At 44.0% G+C, this 23935-nt stretch carries 21 protein-coding genes, 1 riboswitch and 1 other annotated feature (1 of these 23 only partly in view); of the genes, 7 read left to right on the plus strand and 14 right to left on the minus strand.

Going from position 1 to position 23935, the window contains the following annotated elements; translation table 11 throughout:
- Positions 1-102: 102 nt before the first annotated feature.
- Positions 103-204, minus strand: a riboswitch (purine riboswitch).
- Between the two features lie 438 nt (positions 205-642).
- From CDO33_RS14655 to CDO33_RS14670, 4 genes are all read right to left on the minus strand, one after another.
- Positions 643-1605 carry a hypothetical protein gene (locus CDO33_RS14655; protein WP_103081634.1) on the minus strand — a complete coding sequence of 321 codons (963 nt, stop codon included), beginning with the start codon at positions 1603-1605 and terminating at the stop codon, positions 643-645.
- Entirely contained in the window at positions 1602-2207 is a 606-nt protein-coding gene (locus tag CDO33_RS14660; protein ID WP_103081633.1) for a hypothetical protein, read from the minus strand. Before CDO33_RS14660 ends, CDO33_RS14655 begins: the two co-directional genes overlap by 4 nt.
- A gap of 110 nt (positions 2208-2317) precedes the next feature.
- Positions 2318-3193, minus strand: coding sequence for a M56 family metallopeptidase (locus CDO33_RS14665; RefSeq protein ID WP_242974819.1), 876 nt, complete (start codon positions 3191-3193; stop codon positions 2318-2320).
- A gap of 38 nt (positions 3194-3231) precedes the next feature.
- Entirely contained in the window at positions 3232-3585 is a 354-nt protein-coding gene (locus CDO33_RS14670) for a BlaI/MecI/CopY family transcriptional regulator (protein ID WP_103081631.1), read from the minus strand.
- A gap of 222 nt (positions 3586-3807) precedes the next feature.
- Here CDO33_RS14670 and CDO33_RS14675 point away from each other — a divergent pair, with 222 nt between their 5' ends.
- Genes CDO33_RS14675 through CDO33_RS14685 form a run of 3 tightly spaced genes read left to right on the plus strand, consistent with a single transcriptional unit; the run spans position 3808 to position 7770 of the window.
- A complete protein-coding gene (locus tag CDO33_RS14675) occupies positions 3808-4260 on the plus strand; it encodes a MarR family winged helix-turn-helix transcriptional regulator (RefSeq protein ID WP_103081630.1) in 453 nt (150 codons plus the stop codon).
- Positions 4257-5972 (plus strand): ABC transporter ATP-binding protein, encoded by a 1716-nt coding sequence (locus tag CDO33_RS14680; RefSeq protein ID WP_103081629.1) that lies wholly within the window; start codon positions 4257-4259, stop codon positions 5970-5972. The genes CDO33_RS14675 and CDO33_RS14680 overlap by 4 nt, the downstream gene beginning before the upstream one ends.
- Positions 5962-7770 (plus strand): ABC transporter ATP-binding protein, encoded by a 1809-nt coding sequence (locus tag CDO33_RS14685; protein WP_103081628.1) that lies wholly within the window; start codon positions 5962-5964, stop codon positions 7768-7770. The genes CDO33_RS14680 and CDO33_RS14685 overlap by 11 nt, the downstream gene beginning before the upstream one ends.
- An 86-nt stretch (positions 7771-7856) precedes the next feature.
- On the opposite strand, the gene guaA is transcribed toward CDO33_RS14685, so the two are convergent.
- The 5 genes from guaA to prfB form a co-directional block, all read right to left on the minus strand.
- Positions 7857-9392 (minus strand): glutamine-hydrolyzing GMP synthase, encoded by a 1536-nt coding sequence (gene guaA / locus CDO33_RS14690; RefSeq protein ID WP_103081627.1) that lies wholly within the window; start codon positions 9390-9392, stop codon positions 7857-7859.
- A gap of 303 nt (positions 9393-9695) precedes the next feature.
- Positions 9696-10637, minus strand: a complete 942-nt coding sequence (gene mnmL / locus CDO33_RS14695) for a tRNA modification radical SAM protein MnmL/YtqA (protein WP_103081626.1) — start codon at positions 10635-10637, stop codon at positions 9696-9698.
- 42 nt (positions 10638-10679) lie between these two features.
- Positions 10680-12137, minus strand: coding sequence for a nickel pincer cofactor biosynthesis protein LarC (larC, locus tag CDO33_RS14700; RefSeq protein ID WP_103081625.1), 1458 nt, complete (start codon positions 12135-12137; stop codon positions 10680-10682).
- A 19-nt stretch (positions 12138-12156) separates the two neighbouring features.
- Positions 12157-12903 (minus strand): nickel pincer cofactor biosynthesis protein LarB, encoded by a 747-nt coding sequence (gene larB, locus CDO33_RS14705; RefSeq protein WP_103081624.1) that lies wholly within the window; start codon positions 12901-12903, stop codon positions 12157-12159.
- 220 nt (positions 12904-13123) lie between these two features.
- A protein-coding gene (prfB, locus tag CDO33_RS14715; protein WP_422678801.1) for a peptide chain release factor 2 occupies positions 13124-14243 on the minus strand; the annotation gives its coding sequence in 2 pieces (ribosomal slippage) (positions 13124-14179 and positions 14181-14243; 1119 coding nt in all).
- A gap of 221 nt (positions 14244-14464) precedes the next feature.
- Between prfB and CDO33_RS14720 the strand changes: the two genes are divergently transcribed.
- The 4 genes from CDO33_RS14720 to CDO33_RS14735 all read left to right on the plus strand — a co-directional run bounded on the left by CDO33_RS14720 (position 14465) and on the right by CDO33_RS14735 (position 19811).
- Positions 14465-15895 carry an ISLre2 family transposase gene (locus tag CDO33_RS14720; RefSeq protein ID WP_103089282.1) on the plus strand — a complete coding sequence of 477 codons (1431 nt, stop codon included), beginning with the start codon at positions 14465-14467 and terminating at the stop codon, positions 15893-15895.
- A gap of 497 nt (positions 15896-16392) precedes the next feature.
- Positions 16393-17736 carry a hemolysin family protein gene (locus CDO33_RS14725; protein ID WP_242973886.1) on the plus strand — a complete coding sequence of 448 codons (1344 nt, stop codon included), beginning with the start codon at positions 16393-16395 and terminating at the stop codon, positions 17734-17736.
- A 266-nt stretch (positions 17737-18002) separates the two neighbouring features.
- Positions 18003-19322, plus strand: a complete 1320-nt coding sequence (locus CDO33_RS14730) for an ABC transporter substrate-binding protein (RefSeq protein ID WP_103081284.1) — start codon at positions 18003-18005, stop codon at positions 19320-19322.
- Positions 19323-19409: 87 nt separating this feature from the next.
- A complete protein-coding gene (locus tag CDO33_RS14735) occupies positions 19410-19811 on the plus strand; it encodes a sugar ABC transporter permease (protein ID WP_103081285.1) in 402 nt (133 codons plus the stop codon).
- A gap of 95 nt (positions 19812-19906) precedes the next feature.
- On the opposite strand, the gene CDO33_RS14740 is transcribed toward CDO33_RS14735, so the two are convergent.
- The 5 genes from CDO33_RS14740 to CDO33_RS14760 all read right to left on the minus strand — a co-directional run bounded on the left by CDO33_RS14740 (position 19907) and on the right by CDO33_RS14760 (position 23772).
- A complete protein-coding gene (locus tag CDO33_RS14740; protein WP_103081286.1) occupies positions 19907-20410 on the minus strand; it encodes a nitroreductase family protein in 504 nt (167 codons plus the stop codon).
- A 344-nt stretch (positions 20411-20754) separates the two neighbouring features.
- Entirely contained in the window at positions 20755-21180 is a 426-nt protein-coding gene (locus tag CDO33_RS14745; protein ID WP_103081287.1) for a hypothetical protein, read from the minus strand.
- Between the two features lie 107 nt (positions 21181-21287).
- Positions 21288-22115: a Cof-type HAD-IIB family hydrolase gene (locus CDO33_RS14750; RefSeq protein ID WP_103081340.1), complete on the minus strand. Its 828-nt coding sequence runs from the start codon at positions 22113-22115 to the stop codon at positions 21288-21290.
- Between the two features lie 11 nt (positions 22116-22126).
- Positions 22127-23296, minus strand: coding sequence for an aminotransferase class I/II-fold pyridoxal phosphate-dependent enzyme (locus tag CDO33_RS14755; protein ID WP_103081288.1), 1170 nt, complete (start codon positions 23294-23296; stop codon positions 22127-22129).
- On the minus strand, positions 23293-23772 hold the full coding sequence (locus tag CDO33_RS14760; RefSeq protein WP_103081289.1) for an Lrp/AsnC family transcriptional regulator: 480 nt from the start codon (positions 23770-23772) through the stop codon (positions 23293-23295). Before CDO33_RS14760 ends, CDO33_RS14755 begins: the two co-directional genes overlap by 4 nt.
- Before the next feature lie 65 nt (positions 23773-23837).
- Positions 23838-23935 (minus strand) — a binding site (T-box leader) (it continues 186 nt past the right edge of the window).

A 23935-nucleotide genomic window follows, 5' to 3' on the forward strand; every position in this document is an offset into this window, starting at 1 on the left:
GCCGTACAACTAAATAAGCTGACAATACCTGCCGACCTTCCGCTGTCACATCCACCTGAATTCAATAACCGAACTTTCTGTACGGATCAGCCACGCATAAAAGCATTAACCAGTCTCACTCATAGTCAAACAATTTACGGTTGTTTGGTAGAAACTCTCGGACCGTATTTCCGAAATTATATGAGGTTTCGCAATATTTAGTTTACGAAATTATAGTATCAGATTAACCTGTCTTTGTCAATTGGAGAAAGCAAAAAATACGAACATTTTTTTAATTTTTTTAAATAATATTCGTATTTATATCCGTACTTTCAGTTTTTCACCGGGACGATGATCATCCAGCACTCCGCTGATGAACTGCAAAAAAAGAACGTTGCTGTTTCAAACAGCACGTTCGACAGGATTTCAAGAAGATGTTGCCAAGCTAAATGACCGCTTTATTGGTTTTTGATTTTGAAACATCTCCATATCTTTAGCTGACATCTCAAGGAGTTTTATTTAGTTTTATATAGTTTCATTACATTTAATTTAATCTCATTTGATTTCCATCAATCCATGCGTAGAAAACCATGCGCTTTATCAAACTCTTATTAAGCATCTCAAAGTCTTTCTTTTTTAATTTGCGCTTATTTTATCTTGCGCTTAATCTTCCGAGGAGTTTACCGGCTTGCTGAAAGCATGGCATAAGGCAGCACTTATACATCCTGATGCTATAATAACCAGTATATCTATAGGGGCAAGCACCAAGCCTGCCAGTCCGTCAAATAAAAATCCGGAGCCGAAACGGTACAGATGGCCGCTCAGCAGAATCATCTCACCGATATACATGACAAGCGTAACGGCTGATGCCACGATTGAAGGCAGCAATACCGAAAGAGTTTTCTTTTTGTCAATAAAAAAGGAGCCAACATATACACCCGATGTTACACCGAACACGACAAAGAATATACTCATAAGAACCGCAGAGAGAGCTGATACCGTAATTTCTCCGTCCCTGAAAAATGCGGTAAAACAGGCAAAAATGCAAAGGCCAAGAAATAAAACAGCAAGCACCGATTGAACTACCAGTGCCTTTATCCTGCTTTTATTTTTTGTGACAATCATATGGGCAAAGCCGTAAAAGCAATTTAAAAGAGCGACTATCAAAACCACGGAAATTATGTAAAAATGAAGTTTGAATGCCGGACTGTAATCGCCTATCAGCACATCAATTGGCCGCCAAGTCCTCGTCTGAACGTTTTCCGGCGAAACATAACACATAAACATTTGCCAGCTTTCAAGCTTTGTTTTAACATTTTCCGTAACAATAACCATATTTTCAAGCAACAGTTCCGATGCAAAAAAGATGACGAGAGATATTGCGGATGCCGCTGCCAATGCGTATTTTCCTGCATATTTTATCAATGCCGGCAATATAAAAACAGCAATTATGACGGCCAAACTGATGGGGGTATAAGGAATTATGTACTTCGGATAATTCTCTGCCAAAACCGCTCCATCCCGGACCATATCGGCAACAACCCTAACCCCCATATACAGTGGATAAAATGATGCTATAAGCACTCCAATCACAGAAAATAGGCAGAATCTTTTAAAACTGGTCATTGCTCTCCCTCCTTATAAATCAAATCTGTGTATATTGGACTGTGGGGTATATAATCACCAAGCTTAGAACTCAGCATACCATGGAAAATATCGCTCCAGGTAACTTTATTATCGTTTACCAGCACATATCTCACATACGAAGCGTAGGTGGCATCGCTGGTTTCGGCTTCTCCCTCATACCTCATCAGGTATTTGTATTCCGATTGGTGCAGTTTTTCCTCTTCATAGTGGCTTACAACGAATTTATTTCCGTCATAGGAAAGCTCAAAGATATACATCTTAGGATAATCGTCTTTTATGCTTTCGTAGTATTCCGGATCATAATGCGACGGATCACCGATGTTGTAATAGTGGACAACTCGGACCCTGCAAGGTGTTTTTTTGGCCGACAAGGCAACAAAGTCCTGCCAGGCGTCTTCTCCGCAGGTGACGCTGCCGTCTTCTATCACGACATAACCCGCACGCTTTGCATCCTCCAAAGTAAAATTATCAGTTACATTTTTCAAGTCCTTCCATTCATCCGGTGCTGTTGCTTTACCGCAGCAGGACAGGAAAAGAACAAGCAGCATTGCCGCATAGCAAGCACAAAGGATTCTTTTCATACTCTCCCCTCCTTATTAAAAAGCTTTTCAAAGGTCAAATCATAGCTTTTTCCACCTTCCGGGTTTCTGGTTACTGCAATTTTAGTTCTTGTAGAGCTTTTGACTCTGTCCTAAGAAGCATTTGTCAGAAGCGCATACCCAATCGCAATGGCAAATGCAGTCAAACCAATGATTGAAATGGCTGACAGCTTTCTATATGAGAGAATATGCTCAATGCGCACCCGTAGCTTTGCTCCACCGAATGCCGATGCAAAAGCATTCCTGCTTTCGGTACAGTCAACAAGGGCTAATGCGTAAGCTTTTTTCTCATCTTCTACGCAGCCTGCCAATACTCGCTCATCGCAGGCCAGTTCAGTTACCTCTAGGAACTTCTTTAAAAACAGCCAGATAAATGGATTGAACCAATGAACAGAGGCGGAGATGACAGCAAGGATACGCCAAAAATTGTCCTTGCGTTGAATATGGGCAGATTCATGTTCCAGAATGTATCGCAGGTCCCGCAGCTCATATCCCCTGGGAATGATGATCTTCGGGCGAAAAATACCGTATGCTGCCGGTGAGGTTATCCTGTCTGAAACATATATGTTATCTCGTAACAGAATGGCATCTTTTGTTTCAGATTTTGCAACAGCATAAAGGATTGCATAAACAATAAGAAAGGCAACAGCAACACCAATCCAGACGATAGAAGCGACGCTGAATAAGGCATCCAGCAAACTCACTTTATAGTTAATCGGAAAGTAGCTGTCCGCGGCCATTAAATGATTTGTAACGGTAAAATCCAAGGCCCCGTCATATACGACCACAGCCTTTGTGGTAAACTTCGAAATCAATGTCATAAGGCTGTATTTGCTTGGTATTCCCACCGGAATCCACATCCTAAGAAAAGGAATTACCCACAATATATGAACCAGGCGCCGTGGGAGCTTTTTGAGCTTCCCTAACAGCAAAATGATGATGCCGGCAACCGATGCCGATATGCTCATATTGAAAAACCAATAGAACGCTTCAGAAAGCAATGCCGTCACCTCTCTTCAATCATCTTTCTCAATTCATCCAATTCTTCGGAAGAGAGCTTTTCATCCTGGAGCAAAGCAGAGAAAAGCGCCTTTTTTGAACCACCAAAGAACTTGTCAACAAGGCTTTGGGCCTCAGCTTTGCAGACATCCTCCCGGGATATCAGAGAGGAACAAATGAAGCCCGGTTCTTCTCTTTTGATATATCCTTTGCTTTCAAGCTTTTTAACAACTGTATATGTGGTGTTCTTGTTCCAACCGATCTGCTCCGCGGCAATCAGACTGATCTGCTTGGCACTGATGGGTTCATTTTCCCATATGATTTCCATGACCTTAATTTCGCTGTCAAATAATTTCTGCATACGACCAACACCTCTTTCAGACTATTGCTGTAGTCTATACTATCATAATAGTCTGAGACTGTCAATATGTGCTAAAAAAACATGCAGTGTCAACATTGAATTCAGAAAGTTTGCTTATAATTGCAGTGAAGCTCTGCGTTTACAAATAACGTTAGGTACCTTGACAATTTCAAAATACCCTACTATAATATCAAGGTACCTAACGAAAGGAGAAAGAATCCTATGCTTTCATATAATGAAAATGATATCACCGGTAAGCTGATACATAACCTCTGGGCTATCCATCATGTTATGTGCAGTATATCGGGCGGAAGAGCTGGTCAGAAGCGCATTCTTACCATACTCTTGCGGAACGGAACAGTGACCCAGGCGGAACTGACGGAGCACCTTGGAATTCATCCTGGTTCGGCCAGTGAGGTGTTATCAAAACTGGAAAACTCCGGCCTGATACATCGGGAGGAAAACAGAGCCGATCGGAGAACCATCGATATTTGCCTGACAGAAAAAGGCAAAGCAGAAGCAGAGATCGCCCTTGCCCAGCGCGAGCAAGCAAAAAAAGAGATGTTTTCAGTTCTTTCTGAAAAGGAGCAAGCCGAGCTTCTTGCCCTGCTGGAAAAGCTGATGGCAGACTGGAACACACGCTATGCTCGGCAGGCGGAAAGAGGTAGAAAATGAAGCTGATCTTTCAATATTTACGCAGGCATATCTATATTTTTCTGATTTCCACCTTGTTTCTGACGCTGGAAGCGGTGGCAGATCTTCTGCAGCCAACCTTTATGTCGTATATCGTAGACAAAGGCGTTGAAAATGCAGATATACGAAAAATACTTTCCTATGGTGCAGTTATGCTCTGTATCGTTCTGTTAGGCGCTGTTTCAGCGGTAATGAGGAATATCTTTGCCAGCCGTACCTCCCAGGCCATCGGCAAGGAACTACGCCGGGATATGTACCACCGGGTGCAGACCCTTTCTCTGGAAAATATCGACCGTTTGCAGCCTGCTTCCGTCATTACGCGCATCACAAATGATGTGGCGCAAATCCAGGAGTTCATCAACGGCATGATGCGCATAATGGCCAAAGCTCCCATTACATGTGTTGGAGCCATCGTACTGATCATCGTTCAAACCCCCAGGCAGGCCCCCATTATGATCGCGATCATAATGGTGGTTGCCGCGCTTATTTTCGGAAATGTTAAAATTGGCTATCCTCGCTTTGCCAAGGTGCAGAATAAGTTGGACAAGCTCAATGGCGTAGCCAGAGAGTTTCTGACCTCCGTAAGAGTCGTGAAGGCTTTCAACGCTGAGCGCGAAGAGGCAAAAAAATTCAACATGGCATCAAACGAACTGGCAACTGCCAGCACCGAAGCATTGCAGGTTATGTCGGTGTTTTTCCCACTCATCAACTTAAGCGTAAATTTCGGCATAGTAATCCTTCTTTGGATATCCAAAAGCCAGGACGTCTCTCAGATCGGCAAATTGATGGCCTCAATCAATTATATGACTCAAGTGCTCTTTTCCGTCACCATAATCTCAAATGTCATCAATGTTGCCGTCCGTGCAATAGCATCTTCCCGCCGCATTCAGGAGGTGCTGGACGAGAAGCCGGCTCAGGTGGTGCCGGATCGTCCACAGAGGCCCGAGATTCTGGGTGATATTTGCTTTGAACATGTGTCCTTTGCTTACGCCAATGCTGGAAAAGACGCTCTGCACAACATTGATTTTCACATAAAATCCGGGGAGACCATCGGTATTATAGGACCCACCGGTTCAGGGAAAACTACACTGATCAACCTGATCCTAGGCTTCTATGATGCACAGGAAGGCAAGGTACTGATAGATGGCTGTGATGTCAAGCAGATCGATAAAAAATGGCTTCGAAGTGCTGTGGCTATAGCTCCTCAGAAAGCGCTCCTATTCAGTGGCACAATCCGTGAAAACCTCCTCTGGGGCGACAGCAAAGCGGATGATGAAGCTTTGCAAAAAGCTGCTGAGATTGCCTGTGCCGACTTTATTCAAAAAACAGAACGAGGTTATGACACTGTATTAGGGCAAGGCGGTGTCAATCTATCCGGCGGGCAGAAACAGCGTCTGTCTCTTGCCAGAGCGCTTGTGCGCAATCCTAAAATATTGATTCTTGACGACTGCACCAGCGCCCTTGACGCTGAAACTGAGGCAGCTGTTCTGCGTGGTCTTCGCAGTCTCTCCGGCAGCATGACAATACTGCTCATCAGCCAGCGCATCTCAACAGTGAGAAAGGCTGACCGCATCCTTTGCCTTGAGCAGGGAGAGATGAAAGGCTTCGGAACACACGAAGAGCTGCTGGCATCCTGCCCGCTTTACCGTGATATTTATGATTCTCAGATAGGAGGCGATAGCCATGGCAGATAAGAATTATTCCGTTCCTCCGGCAAACAGCAGCGGATTCTTCCGCCCAGGACGGGGCGGCGCTGCTGTAAAGCCCAAAAACATGAAAGGAACTCTGTACCGGCTCTGGCAGCTAACGCGAGGAAAACGGAATGGTCTCGGTTTTATCTTTCTTTTGTCTGCCTTAGGCTCAGCAGCGGCCATTCTTTCCCCCTATGTCACAGGTAAAGCTGTGACTGTTATCAGCACCAGAGGTGCCATCAGCGGTATTCTCGCCTGTCTGATGGGCTTATATCTCTGCGACTGGCTGGTCAAGTTCCTGCAGCAATATCTGATGGCATCCATTGTACAGCGCATCATTCATCATATACGCAGTACGCTTTTTGAAAAGATGCGCGAGCTGCCCATTTCTTTTTTCGACCGGCGCCAGCACGGTGAACTGATGAGCCGTCTGACCAACGATATCGACAATATCAGCACAACGATATCAAATTCTCTGACATCGCTCATGACCCACTGCTTTACCGTCGTTGGAATCCTAGTCATGATGCTCTACCTCAGCCCTCTGCTGACACTGGTATCCCTTTTGGGCGTGGCAATGATTTTTATGCTGACAAAAATTGTGACAGGAAAGACAAGAAAGCTCTTTGCCATGCAGCAGAAAAACCTTGGCTCGCTGAATGGTCAGGTGGAAGAAAGCATTTCAGGATTAGCGGTTGTAAAAGCCTTCTGCCGGGAAGAACAGATGGAAATTGATTTTGAAGAGAGGAACGACGCCCTCTATCAGGCCTCTGTCAAAGCATTGATCTGGTCCGGATATCTGATGCCACTGATGAATGTCATCAACAACCTGTGTTTTGTGCTCATTGCGGTTATCAGCAGCATAATGTTTGTAAATGGCAGCATCAGCAGCATAGGTCTGATCACTAGCTTTCTTCTCTATATGCGCCAGTTCACCAGACCCTTTGTAGATATTGCAAATATATACAACAGCTTTCAGACAGCAGTCGCCGGTGCAGAACGCATATTTGAAATACTGGATGAGCAATCGGAGCCGGAGGATATTCCCAATGCATACAGTCTGAAAAGGCCACGGGGCGACTTCGAATTCAACCATGTCTGGTTCGGCTATGACCCTAACAGACCTGTGCTCAAAGATATATGCCTGAAAATACCGGCAGGCACACAGGTAGCCATTGTAGGACCCACCGGTTCAGGTAAAACAACCCTGATCAATCTACTGACCAGATTTTATGATGTGACCAGTGGCAGCATTACTCTTGATGGCCATGACCTGCGGGAATACAAGCAGAGCGATCTACGGGATGCTTTTGGTGTCGTTTTACAGGACACAGCGTTGTTTGCCGAATCGGTCAAATACAATATCAGCTATGGTCACAAGGGTGCAACTATGGAACAGATCCGGGAAGCCGCCAAAATTGCCGGTGCTGACGGGTTTATAGAACGGATGCCTAAAGGCTATGATACCATCCTGGAACAAGGCGGACAAGAGCTTTCTCAAGGCGAACGCCAGCTGCTGACCATCGCCAGAGCAGTTCTGGCCGATGCGCCGATCATGATCCTGGACGAAGCAACCAGTTCCGTGGATACGGTAACCGAGCGAAAGATCCGTCGTGCCATGCTGAACATCTGTAAAAGCAGGACATCTTTCATCATTGCCCATAGACTGTCCACGATACGCGACTCTGATCTGATCATTTTGATTGAAAACGGAGAAATCGCAGAACAAGGCACCCACGACGAGCTCATGGCTGCCGGTGGAAAGTATGCATCCATGTACCGTACCCAAACAGGAGAATGACAGGAAAATCATCCACGGAAACAACTTCCTTCATAAAAATAAATCCGGAATACCAGTTTTTATGCTGGTTTCCGGATTTTTTGCTGTTATTCCCATTCGATGGTAGCCGGCGGCTTCGAAGTGATATCATACACTATCCTGTTTATATGTTTAACTTCATTCACTATCCTGTTGGATACTCTTTCCAGCACATCGTAAGGTATCCTGGCCCAGTCCGCAGTCATAAAATCAGTAGTGGTAACAGCCCTTAAGGCAAGGGTGTAATCATAGGTTCTCTCATCCCCCATGACACCTACGCTTCTCATGTCGGTGAGCACGGTGAAGTACTGGTTGATCTCCCTGTCAAGACCGGCTTTCGCTATTTCTTCCCTGAAAATGTAATCCGAATCCCTCAGTATCTCCAGCTTCTCCCTGGTTATATCACCAATTATCCTGATCGCCAGACCCGGACCCGGGAAAGGCTGTCTCCATACGATATGGGCCGGTATTCCCAGTTCTTCCCCTACCTTCCTTACTTCATCCTTAAACAGGTTTCTCAAGGGCTCGATAATCTCCTTGAAATCCACATGATCCGGCAATCCGCCTACATTGTGGTGGCTCTTGATTACTGCCGCATTGCCGGTGCCGCTTTCTATAACATCGGGATAAATGGTGCCCTGTACCAGAAAATCCACCTTGCCTATTTTCTTTGCTTCATCCTCAAAAACCCTTATGAATTCCTCTCCGATTATCTTTCTTTTCCTCTCAGGATCGGAAACACCTTTAAGCTTGTCCAGGAATCTATCCTGAGCATTCACCCTGATCAGGTTGATATCATACTGTTCTTTAAACACCTGTTCCACCTGGTCGGCTTCGTATTTTCTCAAAAGCCCGTGATCGACAAATATGCACGTCAGCTGTTTTCCTACCGCTTTATGTATAAGCACGGCAGCCACCGACGAATCCACACCGCCGGAAAGGGCGCACAAAACCTTCTTGTCCCCTACCTTTTCCCTTATGGATTTTATCGACTGCTCCACAAAGGAAGACATCTTCCAGTCCCCGGAACAGCCGCAAACCTTATAGAGAAAGTTATGGAGCATCTCCCTTCCCTTGGGAGTGTGGACAACCTCAGGATGGAACTGTACACCGTAGAACTTTTTCTCAGTATTCTCCATGGCTGCTATCGGACAGTTGTCGGAACCTGCAATCGCCACAAAGCCTTCCGGAAGTTTTTCAACATGATATGTATGGCTCATCCAGCATGTGGTTTCGCAGTCCACCCTATCCATCAAAAGGCTATTTCCTTTAATACGGATGTCCACCTTTCCATACTCCCTCTGGGGAGCCTTGGTAACACTTCCGCCCAGCATTACAGCCATAAGCTGCATACCATAGCATATTCCCAGTACCGGCACTCCAAGATTGAACACTTCCCTGTCGCAGAAAGGAGCGTTTTCATCCAGAACCGATGCCGGCCCTCCGGTGAATATGATCCCTTTCGGATTCATGGATTTTATACGTTCAATTGAAGTATTGTATGGGAGAACTTCGCAGTAAACATCTGCTTCCCTTACTCTTCTGGCAATAAGCTGGTTGTACTGCCCACCAAAATCCAGCACCAGCACTAACTCATTTTTCAACTTTATACACCTCTTATCCAAAATTAAACGAAATTATCCGTATTTCTCATCGCCCATGCAACACACTAAACCGGCCTTCCATGTAAAACCGGCTGAAGTTGGTTTGACCCTGAGCCTTTTTAATATAATGCAATATTATATATAAATTTATGCCGGATTGTAAAGCAAATTTAAGAGAAGGGGCATTGCCCTGCCAGTGATAGCAATTCAACCCATTGTGCTGGCATTTTCTAAGATAGGTTACTTGCTAAAGAGCTGAAATGGATGACAAAACTTAAATTAAACCCGCATAATTCATGACAATCATATATCCGCCATAAGTGCGCTTCCATTGAGGTAGTTAAATTTGCTGCCCTGATATCGGCCTTCCCTCATCATCTTTTCCTCAATTTCATCCCTTATCTTCCACCAGCTGGTCCCCCAGTTGCAAAATAATGTCCTCTCTTCGGGCGCCCGGCCTAAGAGCCTTTGTACCACTATTTCCGGATTCAGATATTCCAGGAAGGTTATTGTCCGTTCGATAAATTCCTCCTTATCAACAGGAGAAATCTCCCCTCTCAAATACATGTCGCCCATGACGGTACCTTCCAGTATATAAAGGGAATGGCATTTCACCTGCTTTACTCCCAACGCCGAAAGAATCCTGGCTCCTTCCTTCACATCCTCCCGGTCGTCCATCGGCAGGTCGGCAATGTAATGGGCACAAGCCTCCAGCCCGTACCGGTTTATACGGAACACGGCATCGATAAACTCAGCCAGGCCATGACCCCGGCCAAGCTGCTTCAAAGTATGGTAGTTTACTGTCTGAAGGCCCAGCTCTATTACAATGTCAATATGCTTTTCATCTTTCACCCTTGCCATAAAATCCAGATATCTTTCATTGATGCAATCCGGCCGGGTAGATATATAAATAGCCACAACATCGTCCAGGCAGGCCTCAAGAATATATTTTTCAAAGGCTTCCAGAGGAAGATAAGTGTTGGAATAATTCTGGAAATATGCTATGAACTTATCGGAATTGTATTTTCCACCTATATATTTTGAGTTCTTTTCCAACTGCTCCCTCACACCCATGGAGCAAGGCAGGTTTTCGAAACCTGCCCCTTCTTCGCCGCAAAATATACAGCCTTTGCTGTTTAGCCTTCCATCCCTGTTTGGACATGTGACAGGGATGTTCACCGGCAGCTTGTACACTTTTGATCCGTATCTTTTTTTAAGGTAATCAGAAAATTTATTATATAGCATCCTTTACACCCTTTTAAGCCGCAGCGGCATATTTCAGCAGCATCACAAAAGCTCCGATGCTTTCCTAAGCACCAATTCATAGACTTCCCGAAGAGGCATTCCTGTCTTTTTTGCTATTCTTTTGCAGTCCTCATATTCGGGAGAAAATTTCCGAATATCGCCGCTGGTTGCAATTTTTAGGCCTACCTCACCATAACCGGTTTCCACAACTGCCATTTCCCTTTGCATGCAGTATCTCTTTGTAGTTCTGCTCCTTATCCCCAGCGTGGATGTCTCTTTCATTATAAGCTCCGCCATCCTGCTCTCCTGTCCTTTTTCAGCCAGCACCGTCAGCATCACGGCAGGACGGTTTTTCTTCATGTAGACCGGGGTATAAAAAACATCCAAAGCTCCGCTTTCCAGGAGAAGCTCTGATACATAACCCAGTATTTCAGGGCTCATGTCATCAATATTGGTTTCCAGGACGGATATTTCATTCTCGGTATTTTTATCCTCCACCCTTCCACCATCTACAACGGAACCCAGGACCACCCTCAACGCATTGAATCTGCCGGTATCCCTTTTTCCCATGCCATAGCCAACCTTATCCACAGTCATGGCAGGCATGCTGCCGAAACCGGAGGCAAGGCATTTGATTATGCCCATTCCAGTAGGTGTGACCAACTCAGTATTTATATCCTCAGAAATCAACGGTATGCCGCTTCCGGACAGCATTTCCATAACTGCAGGCACCGGGACCGGAATCGTGCCATGCTGACATTCAATAAAGCCATGTCCGTCGTGCAGGGGAGATGAAAAAACCTTGTCCACCTTAAGCATATCAAGGCAAATTGCCACACCTACAATGTCAACAATGGAATCTACAGCTCCCACTTCATGAAAATGAACTTCATTTATATCCTTGTTATGTACTTTTGCTTCTGCCCGGGCTATCTCCCGGAATACTTTCTTGCTGAACTCCTTCACGCTTTGATTCAATTCAGAGGCGTCTATAAGCTCCTCAATATCCTTGAGATTGCGGGATATATGGGAATGCTCATGAGGATGCTCATGGTCATGCTCGTGAGCATGTTCATGACTATGCCCATGAAGATGTCCATGCGAATGCTCATGGGAATGTACATGGTTATGGTCATGAGGATGACCATGATTATGTTCGTGAGCATGCTCAATGCTGTGTTGGCGTACATGGCTGCATGAGCTGTCACCGGAATGTCCATCGGTGCATCCAAGAGTATCACCATGGGAATGTCCTTCTGCATGCCCTTTTGTGTCATCGTGGGTATGCCCATGCGCATGCCCGTCGTTCAGCACCACCTGCACATCGGTTCCGGTGATTCCGTTTTTTTGCGTATTCCGTATTACTATCTCATATCCGTCTAATTTTAGCTTACCCAGTTCTTTTAAAAATTTATCCCTGTCTATTCCCAGGTCCAGCAAAGCTGCCATCGCCATATCACCGCTGATACCGGAAAAACAGTCAAAGTAAAGGATTTTCATTCCGATTTCCTCCGCTTCACTATAATTTATTTATCATACTGGCAAGATAACCTGCGCCAAAACCATTGTCTATGTTCACCACACCAATGCCGCTGGCGCAGCTGTTGAGCATCGTAAGCAGGGCTGAAAGCCCTCCGAAATTTGCACCATAGCCAACGCTGGTAGGCACGGCAATAACAGGTTTGTCCACCAGACCGCCCACTACGCTGGCCAAAGCGCCTTCCATACCGGCAACCACTATAAGCACATTCGCCCGCATCAGGGCATCCGTATTGGCCAGCAGTCTGTGGATACCCGCCACTCCCACATCATATATCCTTTCAACCTTATTTCCCATCGTCTCCGCTGTAACCGCAGCTTCCTCCGCAACAGGCATGTCGGAAGTTCCTGCAGTAACCACTGCAATTATCTTTTCCGATTTTTTTACCTCCACCCTGTTGACAACCACTATCCTTGCCATTTCATAATATACCACATTGTCGGCTATTTCCCTTATGCCCTCATATACTTCCCGGGAAGCCCTCGTAGCCATGATGTTATTGTCCCTGTCCATGAGCCTCTTGGCAATCGCTTTTATCTGTTCCACCGTCTTCCCCTGGCAATATATGACCTCCGGATATCCGTTTCTTATATTTCTGTGATGATCCACCTTGGCGAAACCCAAATCTTCAAAAGGCAGCTTTTTCAGCTTCTCCACAGCCTCATCTATCCCTGTTTCACCTTTTCTCACCTTTTCCAGCATACGACGCAAGCTTTCCTCATTCATGAGACCACCTCCAGTTCCGAAATGTTATTACTTTCTTCCGCCCATACGGCCGCAAAATCCATTAAATTAAATATCCATTTTAACTCATAGAATATATATTCCACTAAACTTACGAATATAAAGTACAAGCTTGCAAATACAATTTTCTTTTTAATCCGCAAAACCGGCAAAATACCGGCCGGATATATAAAACAGCAGGTATAAGAAGCAGGAAGCTTGATCAAGCTTCCTGCTTCCTATTTGATATACTCTTTAAATACTCGTTTATAAACCCGTCAATGTTTCCATCCATGACCGAATTTACATCGCCCTCTTCATAGTTGGTCCGGTGATCCTTCACCAAAGTGTACGGACAGAATACATAGGACCTTATCTGGCTTCCCCATGCAATTTCCATCTGTACGCCTTTGAGGTCTTCAATCTTCTCCTTGTTCTCCCGTTCCTTCAATTCCAGAAGCTTTGCTTTGAGCATCTTCATGGCCGTCTCTTTATTTTGGAACTGGGAACGCTCGGTCTGGCATGATGTTACAATACCAGTCGGGATATGGGTTATCCTGACAGCCGACTCAGTCTTATTTATATGCTGTCCTCCGGCACCGCTGGATCGGTAGGTATCTATTTTCAAATCATCCGGATTGATCTGGATATCCAAATCATTCTCCAATTCCGGCATTACTTCCACAGACGCAAAGGATGTATGCCTTCTGCCGGATGCATCAAACGGTGATATCCTTACAAGGCGGTGCACTCCTTTTTCCGACTTTAAATAGCCATATGCGTTCTCACCGATCACATTTATTGTTACGCTTTTAATTCCGGCTTCTTCACCGTCGAGGAAATCGAGGGTCTTAACCATATACCCTCTGCTTTCAGCCCACCGGGTATACATTCTCAGAAGCATTTGAACCCAGTCCTGAGCTTCCGTTCCTCCGGCTCCCGCATGAAGCGTCAGTATGGCGTTATTTTTATCATATTGCCCTGTGAGCAAGGTCTCCAGCCTCAGCCTTTCCAATTCCTCCGTCAGCTCTTTCAGACCTTCCTCCACTTCCGGTATGACACTGGCGTCACCCTCCTCAAGGCCCAACTCATTTAAAGTTTTTAGGTCCTCCCATTGAGCTTCCAGCTTTTCAAACCTCTCAAGCTTTGTCTTAAGAGACTTGGTTTTTTGGAGAACCTTCTGGGAATTCTCAATATCATCCCAGAATCCTGGTTCAGCAGCCTTGTTTTCCAGCTCCTCTATCTCGTTTTTCAGCCTGGCGATGTCAAAGAGAAGCCCTCATTTCGTCCAAATCTCTCTTTTTTGCTTCAATCTGAAGTTTAAACTCTTCCAGTTCGAGCATTTTATCAACCCTTTCAAAATAGCATTATATTGCTAGTATTTTTTCTCTTATATTATCTATTTAAAATATAATGTTGTCAATGTCATATACGACATCTAGCTCGAGTAAAATTACTGTAGGGAATCAATTGGAATAAATATCCAAAAAATTGAAAAGAAGATGACATCCTGTTAAGATATAAGTCGCCAAATCAAAATACTCAACGAAAGGATGCATCTTCTATGTACAATAGTATACAACATTTTATTGGTTTTGGTGTAAAAAAGATTGAAGAAAAGGTAAAAAAATTTGTTGAAAAGCCTACGGACCTAGCTGACCTTGTTTTGGGATTGCATGAAGAACTTCTTGAATTAGGTAGAAACATTGTTACAGAAGTTCTTGAAGATATGGATGATTATCTGCGGGAATCGGCTTCTCGCAAGCAGAACTGGGAAATTGTAAGAAAGGATAGAACAGGACTTTTAACAAGCTTTGGACCCATCAGTTATGAACGAACATATTTTAAGCCTAAGAAAGGCGGAAAAAGGCAATATCTTGTGGATAGAATAGTTGGTATCAATCCTCATGACCGAGTAAGTGCTGATGTTGTCATAAATGCTGTGGAAGAGGCTGCGGAGAGCAGTTATAGAAAAGGTGGAGAAAAAGCTGCATACATGGATGAGGTAAGCAAACAGGCTGTAATGAATAAAGTACATGAACTTGAAGTTGTTCAGCCATCGGTGGAAAAGAGAAAGGATGAGACACCAAAGATTCTGTATATTGAGGCTGATGAAGACCATGTAGCGCAGCAAGGGAAAAAGAGACATAAGACAGAAGATGAATGGGGAGCAAGTAGCACACTAATGCCTAAGCTTGTATACGTTCATGAGGGAATTGACCATGAAAAAAGCACGAAGAAGAGAAAAGTATTGAAGAATCCCCGTTATTTTGGAGGAATCAGAGATAGTGAAGAACTGTGGCTAGAGGTTTCCCAATACATAGATGATACTTATGATGTGGATAAGATTGAAACTGTATATATATCTGGAGATGGAGCAGCTTGGATAAAACAGGGATTAAACTGGATTGGTAAAAGCAAGTTTGTATTGGATAAGTATCATTTGAGCAAATACGTAAAAGTAGCAACGGCACACTTGGAAGACGAAGATATCGAACAGGAATTAGATGATGCCTTGAAAGAAGCTGATAAGGCGGGGCTTAAGAAGGCATTTGCTAAAATTCTTGAAAAGACAGAATCGGAGACAAAGAGGAAAGCGGTTAACGATGCAAAAAGATATATATTGAATAACTGGGCAGGAATAGAGATAAAGGTAGATAACTATGAAATTGTAGGATGCAGTGCTGAAGGGCATGTAAGCCATATTCTATCCGATAGGTTAAGCAGCAGGCCAATGGGTTGGTCAAAAAATGGTGCGGACAAGATGGCCCAACTCAGAATTTTCAAGAAAAACGGAGGAAAAGTATACGACTTGGTAATGGCTCAAAAGAAGAAAGAACAACGGGAGCAGGCACAGCAGCTACAAGATGAATTAATTCGTGAATTGAGAACAAATAGGAATAGATATGATGGTGTTTGGGACAGTAATCTAACAATAATCAGTAAAGGCCATAAAACACTGCTTTATAGAGCGCTAAGAGCCTTTGTAGGGTAACAATGAACGAAGGGAACGGCGAAGCGAACCCTTTACAATAAGAGGGACCCATATGGTATAATGGGCTAAAGTGGCAGCCAAAAGCTCCAGAGACATTCCCCTGTTACAAGGGGTGCCGCCCTGGCTGACAAACCATATGGGAGATGCTTGTTGTCAAGGGCGTGACCGGAGTGGACTTATTTTAGGAAGTCGTCTTATCTTCAATTCCCTACAGTAAATTGACTCAATCCGACATCTAAGCGGCAATTGACTAAATTCAATATCTATAGTATAATTCTCATAAAATTATTGGGAGTTTTTACAATGGATGATTCACCTTTACCTGAGCGATATGTATTAATGTTGGTAATAAATATGGTAATATTGCTATAGCACGGGGCAAAATAGATATTAATATCTATTCTGTTTTCGTGCATTTTTTATTGGTAATGCAATATCCATAAGAACTGACATTTATCCATTATCGTTCAAATATGTGCATTTGGGAGGTTATATTGTTGTCCGAAGGAGACTCTATATTTTGGCAGCTGGTTTTGCAGCTTATTCTGATTCTTATCAATGCAATATTTGCCTGTGCTGAAATCGCAGTCATTTCAATGAATGACACCAAACTTTCAAAGCTTGCTTCAAAAGGCAATAAACGTGCTAAAAGGCTTGTAAAGTTAACCGAACAGCCATCCCGGTTTCTTGCCACAATACAAGTAGGTATAACTTTTGCCGGCTTTCTCGGCAGCGCTTTCGCCGCAGATAATTTTTCAGACAAGTTGGTAAATTGGTTGGTCGGCATGGGCGTTGAAGTTTCTGTGAAAACCCTCGATACAATCTCGGTTATTGTTATAACCCTGATTCTTTCATATTTCACTCTTGTATTGGGAGAACTAGTACCTAAGCGGATTGCCATGAAAAAGGCTGATGAGCTTGCCCTTGCCATTTCTGGCCTGGTATATTTCATCTCAAAAATATTTGCTCCTCTGGTATCGCTTCTGACTGCATCTACCAATGGCATATTGAAGCTTTTAGGCATCGATCCGAATGCCGAAGATGACAGGGTTACTGAGGAAGAAATCCGTATGATGGTACAGGCAGGCAGCGAAAAAGGAACCATTGATCAGGATGAAAAGGAAATGATACAAAACGTTTTTGAGTTTGACGACAAAACTGCCGGAGATATAATGACTCATAGGACTGAGGTTTCTCTCCTCTGGCTTGAAGAAAGCGATGAGCAGTGGGAAAAAACCATAACCGAAAGCCGACATACCATGTATCCTGTTTGTGATGGAAGCACAGATAATATCATAGGTGTTTTAAACACAAAGGATTATTTCAGGATTAAGGAAAAAAACCGGGATATTATCTTAAAAAAAGCTGTAAAGCCCGCATACTTCGTTCCGGATACAGTACGTACCGATGTATTGTTCCGCAATATGAAGAAAAGCCGCCATCGTTTTGCCATAGTGTTGGATGAATACGGAGGGATGGACGGTATAGTTACAATGAGCGATATTCTGGAACAACTGGTGGGAGATCTGGAATATGATGATTCTGTGCCAGAAAAGCGACCCACGATTGAACGGGTTGATTCCCATACATGGAAAGTATTAGGTTCACCTCCTCTGGAAACGGTGTCAGAATGTCTTGGCATAGCGCTTCCGCTGGATGACTATGATACCTTTGGAGGGCTGGTCTTCGGCCTGCTAGGATATATCCCTGAAGACGGAAGTACTCCTGAGATTGAGGAATATGGACTTTTGATCAAAGTTTTGGAAATAAAAGAACATCAACTGGAAAAAGCCATAATCTATCTGCAGCAAAAACCTGAAGACGACGACACGAAAGAATAGAACAGCATCGTTCATAACACAACAGATTGAATTGCATAATTGTAACATCCCTTTAAAATCTCTGATCAAATCTGACAGTTTGAATCAGAGGTTTTTTTATCTCTTAATGTGCATAACCCTTCTTTGTAAACATTTCCGTATGCAGCTGACAAATTCAACAAACAATTCCTAAACGAATAAAAAAATGGATGCAAGAAAATAATTAAACAGAGATTCTTTAGCTTTTTTTAAAAATTTTTCATCAGCTTGGAAGGAAGGAAGATAGCATGAAAAAGAGAAAACTATTGGCTCTTTTACTGATATTGATTATTACTGTTAGCCTGGGAGCATGCAATGGCGCCGGCAATGGTAATGACAAGGATAACGTCGGCAATGACGGAAAAACCAGCCTGGGTACAGCGGTGGATATCCACGTTGCCTCCTGGAACAACGCAGCAGATAATTTAAGCGAAATAGCCGAGAAATTCAATGCAGCAAACGGAGATAAAGGAAAGGTAATCATCGACTATTCCGACAGTGACTATTCAAAACTGAAACCCGCCCTGGCATCCGGTAACGGTGTCCCGGATATCTTTCAAACCCAAAGCCGTGATATACCTGCTTTTTTTAACAGCTACGGCCTGAGGGCTTTTGCGGATCTGTCGGATATCATTGCCGACGATGCTGAAAATTGGGTCGATTTTGCTCTGGAAACCTGCAAAGGAGAAGATGGAAAATACTACGCAATTCCATGGGATATAGGTCCGGTCGGTCTGTATTACAGAGCTGATATTTTTGAAGAGGCAGGCATTGATGTAAATACCCTTACCACCTGGGACAAGTATATTGAAGCCGGCAAACTTCTAAGGACGAAAGGCGATTATTATGTTGAGGCATTCAATTTCAACGGCGCTACTTCCACAGACGAATTCCTGATTTATTTTAACCAGTTGGGTGGTCAGTTCTATGACGAAAATGGCAATGTAAACCTTGCCTCCGAAGAAATGATAAGGGCAGCCGAGTTATGCTTAAAGATGATCGATGCAGGGGTTGCCATGGATATCCCGAATGCGTGGGATGACAGGATTGCTGCCATCAATGAAAACAGGCTGGTGGCTTTCCCCTATCCGGCCTGGTACATGGGCACCATGAAAAACTCCTGTGAAAATACTGCTGGAAAATGGAGAATAACAAAAATACCCGCTTTTGAAGAAGGCGGAAATGTCTATGCCAATGCAGGCGGTTCTGTTCTCGCGGTTTCCTCCACTACCAAGAACCTTGATTTAGCCAAGAGATTTCTTGAGTATGCCATAAAGAGCAAGGAAGGAAGCGATATCAACATGAAATACGGTGAATTTCCGTCTTACAAGCCTGCCTATGAGACAGAGTACTTCAAATCTAAAGACGAATATTTCGGAGGCTTGGAAGTAGGCACCATTTTCGCCGGTTTGACCGGTGCGCCGGCAACCAAGTGGGGACCTTATTTCACCGACGTTTCCGAATCCATGAAAACTGCGGCAGGCAACATCCTTGCCAACAGGATGGACCCCAGGCAGGCTTTGGAGGCTGCGACGAAAGATGCTCAGAGCAAGATAAACGCAAAATAGTCCCCTTTGATCTACCAACGGGCAGATAGCCATGTTAATGACTAAAACCTCGCGCCAAGACGTGGGTACGAGGTTTTAGTTTTTAACTTGAAAATAATTAAATCAAGAAGGAGAAGTGAGCCTATTGAAAGGCAATATAAAAAAAGAGATAATACCTTGGATTTTATAGCTCCGTTCCTAATAATATTCATAACCTTCATGGCTTATCCAAGCATCTATTCGATCATAGTAAGCTTCACAAAATACAGGGCCGGAAAGTTCAGCTTCGCAGGCTTAAGCAATTTCAGATATATTGACAGACCCCACCTTCAGGAAAGCAATCGGAAATACTTTTTTCATACTGATATTTCAGGTTCCGATTCAAATCTTTCTGGCAGTAGTACTGCAAATTTTCTCAACATCCGCCGTATAAAAGCGCTGGGTTTGTTCAGAATGTTCATATTCATGCCTGTGCTGATATTCTCCTGCTGTTCCAGAGAAATTTCATAGAAGGCATTATGAGCGGTGCCGTAAAGGGATAAAAGGGATGCCTAAAAGTTCCGGCAGGTTGGCAGACTACAGCCTGCTTTATGTATAAAGCTGTTCTATTTATATATTACGAGCTCTTCCATCGGCTTTCTTTTCTTTTGGACGCCAGCCTCGTCATAATAGCCCAGAGGAGTAAAAGCCACCGGCTCCATGCTGTCATCAATTCCCAGAACCTCCTTGGCCGCTTCCACATTGAAGGCTCCGATCCAGCAGGTACCAAGGCCCAGATCCCTCGCTGCCAGAATCATATGAGTCATAACAATGGCCGCATCCACATCGCTGGAATTTTTTCCGTCATATCTCACCCAGCATTTTTCCGGTATCGAACATACGCCCAAAATAACCGGTGCCGTGACAAACCAGTCTTTATTGTATATCTTTCTCAGCTCGTCCTCACGGCCTTTGGTGTTGATCACCAGGATTTTAAACCCCTGACGGTTTGCAGCAGTAGGAGCTATCCTTCCGGCTTCCAGTATCTTCTTGATTTTTTCATCCTCCACCGGATCGCTTTTGTATCCTCGAACGCTGTACCTTTTGTCTATAAGCTCAAAATACTCCATAATATTACCTCCTGACTGAAATTTATTAGCTTGATATAAAACAAGAGCCCAAGCTTACTTTCGACTTCATAATAAATTGCGACATGGCTTCCGTCGCCGGAAACGGTAAGCTTCATGCTCTTTGCCAATATTTGCGTTTAAGAATGTTACACCCAAGATTATTATAACCACGGCAGGAAATTTTTTCAATCCCGTCCTGCAACTCATATATAAAGCCATTTTGAAACATCATGCATTTGCAGATTTCACATAAAACAATTCTAAGCATCAAAAAAGCCGGACAAATCCGCAATTTCGCGTATTTATCCAGCCTCAAAATAAATAGAGGTTTGAAAACAACCTCTTTAATAGCTATAAATGCCCCTTCTTCCCAGTAATCTCCTTATTAATAAAATTGATATAAGATCTCTTAGGAATGGTGTGCCAAATCCATAAGGAGCATAACCATACGGTGAAAAGCCGCCATAAAAACCAAATTGCCTGTTGTCGCCAGTTCCGGCCTTGTCGTTTTCAGCCCACCCCAGTTCCATCATAGTATCATGGTATATTTCATCCACTATTCTTTCCACAGCGGCTCTCGTCGGGTACGGGTGCATTTCATGATTACCCGGAACATCATATACCAGGCATGCATCCATCACTCTTGGGTAAACAACCCTGTATATATCAGGATACATATCCTCCAGAGTTTCTGTCGGATACTGCATAAGGGGCGAAGCACACTGAGCAGGACTCAGCATCTGACTGTAAGGCATGCAGCTGTAATCCACAAAAATCCTCCTTTCAAGTCTTTTGTAACATTATATGCTTCCTTCGGATTTGTGGTTACCATTTGATATATTATGTTTACTTCACCTTACAAATCAGATGCTTTGCTTCAAGCTCGGTCGGTTATAAACCTCCTGATGGCTGCAGCCACGCCATTTTGCTCATTGGTAAGTGTGACGAAGTCAGCCATATCTTTTATAAAGGTTTCTGCATTGCCCATTGCAATCCCCAGGCCGGCATATCTGATCATTGGGGCGTCATTTTCATTATCTCCTATGGCAATTAACTCCTCCCGCTTTATACCCAGCCTTTCTGTAAGTATCTCAAGGGCTCTGCCTTTGTTATTGCCTTTTTTTATCACCTCGAAATTGTTGGAACCGGAGCTGGTGACATCAACCGAACCGATCCTTTCCACCTCAGCCCTCGCTTTCGCAAGCCGCTCCTTATCATCGCATATTGCTATTACTTTCAGCGGAAGCTCTCCGGAATCCCTAAGCACTTTTATAAGGTCATCGGCTATTTGAACATCTATGCGATCCTCCTCCGGAAGCTCCTTATTCCTCTTCCAGATAGACAAAGCCGACCTTTCCATTTTTTCTGCATAAAGGGTATCGCCTACATAATAATGAAAGTAAATGCCTTCCCTGCGGCATATGTCGATGACTTTCGCGCAATCATCGGCAGACATGGGATTATTAAAGAGTATTTCTCCTGTATCAGCGCATTTGATAACGGCACCGTTGCAGGCAATCACCGGATCTTTTGAGCCTATCTCCCGGGCATACATCCTTGCCCCTCTGTATACCCTCCCGGAGCAAATCACAACCTTCACTCCCATATCCATTGCCAATTTTATAAACCTTTTGTTTTCAGAGGATATTTTCTTTTCTGAATTCAGCAAAGTGCCGTCAAGATCGATGGCTATCATTTTGTACATTATCAAGTTCCTTACCTTCTGTTCCTTTCCACGAATTTTTGTATTCTTCTCAAGGCTTCGTAAATATTCTCCATGGAAGTGGCATAGGTTGCCCTGAAATATCCTTCTCCACAGTCACCAAAGGCATTACCGGGCACGATCAATACCTTTTCTTCCCTGAGGACTCCTTCACAGAACTCATCGGAAGTCAACCCGGTGGATTTGACGCATGGAAAGACATAAAAGGCTCCCAGCGGTTCAAAGCAATCCAGACCCATCTTCCTGAAGCCGTCAACCATCACTCTTCTTCTCATGTTATACTCATTAACCATCTGAGCCACATCCTCATCGCAGTTTCTCAAGGCCTCTATGGCAGCATACTGGGATGTGGTGGGAGAACACATTATGGCGTATTGATGTATCTTCTTCATAGCACTTATCAATTCCGGATGTCCACAGGCATAGCCCAGCCGCCAACCGGTCATGGCAAAGGCTTTGGAAAAGCCATTTATCAAGAGGGTTTTGTCTTTCATTTCAGGATAGCTGGCAATTGATACATGCCTTCCTTTATAGGTCAGCTCGGAATATATTTCATCGGACAATACGATTATATCCTTGTCTTTCAGCACCTCTACAATCTTATCAATATCTTCCTTTTCCATAATCGCGCCTGTGGGATTGTTCGGGAACGGCAGTATAAGCACCTTGGTCCTGCTGGTAATAGCACTCTCCAACTGCTCCGGGGTAAGCCTGAACTGATCTTCTGCCCTTAAGTTTATAACAACAGGGGTGGCTCCGGCAAAAGCTGTGCAGCCTTTATATGCCACAAAGCTCGGCTCCGGGATTATCACCTCGTCCCCCGGCCCTGCCAGAGCCCTGATAGCCACATCAATGCCCTCACTGCCCCCGACAGTCACCAGTATCTGGTCCACGGGGTCATATTCCACATCGATTTTTCTTTTAAGATATTTGGAAATTTCCTTTCTTAATTCGATAAATCCTGCATTGGAGGAATAATGCGTATGACCCTTTTCCAGGGAATATATGCCCGCTTCCCTGATAGCCCATGGAGTCACGAAATCCGGTTCGCCCACCCCCAGGGATATTGCATCCTTCATCTCATTTATCAGGTCGAAGTATTTGCGTATACCGGAAGGAGGCACAGCCCTTATATGGGGCAATATCATATCCGACATGTTCATAATACAACAGCCTCCCTGTCATCCTCCGGTTTTTTGTCAAAGATTACTCCTTCATCCTTGTATTTTTTCAGCACGAAATGGGTAGCCGTGCTGAGAACAGACTCAATAGGCGCCAGTTTTTCTGCGACAAACAGCGCTACTTCCTTCATGGTCTTTCCTTCAACGATAACAGTAAGGTCAAAGCCTCCGGACATCAGATAGCAGGCCTTCACCTGTGGAAATTTGTATATTCTCTCAGCTACTTTGTCAAAACCTTCTCCCCTTTGAGGAGTCACTCTAACTTCGATCAGCGCTATTACCTTTTCTCTGCCGGTTTTTTCCCAATTTATCAGGGTATTATAACCTAATATCACATTATCCTCTTCCATCTTGCGTATCGCTTCATGAACTTCCTCCACGCTCTTGTTGAGCATTACGGCTATTTGCTCCTCCGTAAGCTTGTTGTTTTTCTCCAACAGCTCAAGTATTTCCTCCATAAATCAAAACCTCCCTTGATTGAATTATTTCGCATATATTACATAAAATAAAAACTCCTTCATCCAAAAGGGACGAAAGAGCTATTCGCGGTACCACCCTAATTAACATCTTCACGATGTTCTCTCTACCAGTACTTGGCCTAAGCCTTCATACTGTGCCTCT

This window comes from Clostridium thermosuccinogenes, from assembly GCF_002896855.1.
Classification (GTDB): Bacteria; Bacillota; Clostridia; order Acetivibrionales; family DSM-5807; genus Pseudoclostridium; species Pseudoclostridium thermosuccinogenes.

What these genes read in the sequence shown, in the direction of transcription:
- CDO33_RS14655 (WP_103081634.1), bottom strand. Translation starts at nt 1,605, where the DNA reads ATGACCAGTTTTAAAAGATTCTGCCTATTTTCTGTGATTGGAGTGCTT.
- CDO33_RS14660 (WP_103081633.1), bottom strand. Translation starts at nt 2,207, where the DNA reads ATGAAAAGAATCCTTTGTGCTTGCTATGCGGCAATGCTGCTTGTTCTT.
- CDO33_RS14665 (WP_242974819.1), bottom strand. Translation starts at nt 3,193, where the DNA reads ATGAGCATATCGGCATCGGTTGCCGGCATCATCATTTTGCTGTTAGGG.
- CDO33_RS14670 (WP_103081631.1), bottom strand. Translation starts at nt 3,585, where the DNA reads ATGCAGAAATTATTTGACAGCGAAATTAAGGTCATGGAAATCATATGG.
- CDO33_RS14675 (WP_103081630.1), top strand. Translation starts at nt 3,808, where the DNA reads ATGCTTTCATATAATGAAAATGATATCACCGGTAAGCTGATACATAAC.
- CDO33_RS14680 (WP_103081629.1), top strand. Translation starts at nt 4,257, where the DNA reads ATGAAGCTGATCTTTCAATATTTACGCAGGCATATCTATATTTTTCTG.
- CDO33_RS14685 (WP_103081628.1), top strand. Translation starts at nt 5,962, where the DNA reads ATGGCAGATAAGAATTATTCCGTTCCTCCGGCAAACAGCAGCGGATTC.
- mnmL (WP_103081626.1), bottom strand. Translation starts at nt 10,637, where the DNA reads ATGCTATATAATAAATTTTCTGATTACCTTAAAAAAAGATACGGATCA.
- larC (WP_103081625.1), bottom strand. Translation starts at nt 12,137, where the DNA reads ATGAAAATCCTTTACTTTGACTGTTTTTCCGGTATCAGCGGTGATATG.
- larB (WP_103081624.1), bottom strand. Translation starts at nt 12,903, where the DNA reads ATGAATGAGGAAAGCTTGCGTCGTATGCTGGAAAAGGTGAGAAAAGGT.
- CDO33_RS14720 (WP_103089282.1), top strand. Translation starts at nt 14,465, where the DNA reads ATGTACAATAGTATACAACATTTTATTGGTTTTGGTGTAAAAAAGATT.
- CDO33_RS14730 (WP_103081284.1), top strand. Translation starts at nt 18,003, where the DNA reads ATGAAAAAGAGAAAACTATTGGCTCTTTTACTGATATTGATTATTACT.
- CDO33_RS14740 (WP_103081286.1), bottom strand. Translation starts at nt 20,410, where the DNA reads ATGGAGTATTTTGAGCTTATAGACAAAAGGTACAGCGTTCGAGGATAC.
- CDO33_RS14750 (WP_103081340.1), bottom strand. Translation starts at nt 22,115, where the DNA reads ATGTACAAAATGATAGCCATCGATCTTGACGGCACTTTGCTGAATTCA.
- CDO33_RS14755 (WP_103081288.1), bottom strand. Translation starts at nt 23,296, where the DNA reads ATGAACATGTCGGATATGATATTGCCCCATATAAGGGCTGTGCCTCCT.
- CDO33_RS14760 (WP_103081289.1), bottom strand. Translation starts at nt 23,772, where the DNA reads ATGGAGGAAATACTTGAGCTGTTGGAGAAAAACAACAAGCTTACGGAG.